The 1,192-nt window shown below is 44.0% G+C and carries 2 protein-coding genes and 1 pseudogene; all 3 read left to right on the forward strand.

Annotated elements, in window-relative coordinates:
• Positions 1-247, forward strand: a 247-nt coding sequence (locus A3763_RS28780) for a hypothetical protein (RefSeq protein ID WP_197482935.1), incomplete at its 5' end; no start/stop codon positions are given.
• Between the two features lie 28 nt (positions 248-275).
• Complete coding sequence (locus A3763_RS15800; protein WP_068760213.1) at positions 276-986, forward strand: tetratricopeptide repeat protein; 711 nt, start codon at positions 276-278, stop codon at positions 984-986.
• A 13-nt stretch (positions 987-999) separates the two neighbouring features.
• A pseudogene (locus A3763_RS15805) lies at positions 1,000-1,192 on the forward strand (hypothetical protein); the annotation flags it as partial.

The raw sequence follows: 1,192 nt of genomic DNA on the forward strand, positions 1-1,192 counted from the left end.
AATGGATTCTGATCGCCCTACAGGCCTGAACGAGCTGGAGCTAGAGCAGTACGAAATTCTTCTTGAAGAACAAGCTTATCCCTTTGAAGACAGTGCTATTGAAATTCATGAACAGAACTCCAGTAGGTCTTGGATTGGTATCTACGATGACTGGGTTCAGAATAGTTTTGATGCCTTAAAAGAATTGCTACCAGGGCGTTACGATAAGCCTGAATTAAAGAGCGAGATCATCTATGACTTGTATTAAGGGTCTATTCATCTGTTTGAGGCAATCAATGTCATGTTTTTTGATGGTTTGTCTGTGCCTTATCTTGAGTGCCTGTGCAACAAAAGGAAAAATAGATAAGGAATCAATCGCCGCTGAAGATTCGCGACAAGCATTAGTTTCACAATATCANGACGCTGTTGAAACGATGAAGTCACTAGAGAGTTCATCGGACCAAGCGATGGCTGCCGGGGTATTCAAAGGTAACGATGAGCTTGAAGATAGCTTTCATACTCTGGCAGAAATACATCAGCAAAACCCCTGGTACCCTGGGCCTCTCTTGAACCTTGGCATTAGTAGCTGGTGGTTGGGAAATGTAGAAGAGGCTGAGTCATACTTATCGAAAGTGCTCGCTCTGAAGGACTCGCTTGGGCAGGAGAACAAACAAAAGGCTGATAACAAGGCGTCGATAGATCTGCCTACAGACAAGCGGGCTGAGATTTTGGATAACTTGGCAAAGTTTACTGGCCCGGCACTCAACTATCTCGGTCAAATTATGCGGGAGAAAGGCGATTTCGATCAGGCGGAGAGCTATTATCGCCAGGCTTTGGATCAGAACCCTGAAGATATAACAGCCATTAGAAACTTGGGTATCTTGTTGGATTTATATCGTGGGCAGTTTGCGGACGCTTTGCCTTTATACGAGCAATATCAGTCTTTACTTGATGAGCCAGACCCTCAGGTAAAAGACTGGATCTTTGATATCAAAAATAGACAATAAGGAGTTGTAGGATATGAAATTAACTCAATGTTTAATGCTACTGACTTGTCTTATTTTAACGCAAGTTGTGGCGGCAGAAGGAACTGTGATCGCAATCGAAGGGGCGACTATTCGAGGGAACCAAGAGCTTCCTACCGTTTTGTATTTGGTTCCTTGGCAGCCAGCAAAGGTTTACTCTCTTGATGAACCTGAGCAGACCTTGGCAT

Source organism: Oleiphilus sp. HI0128 (assembly GCF_001635365.1).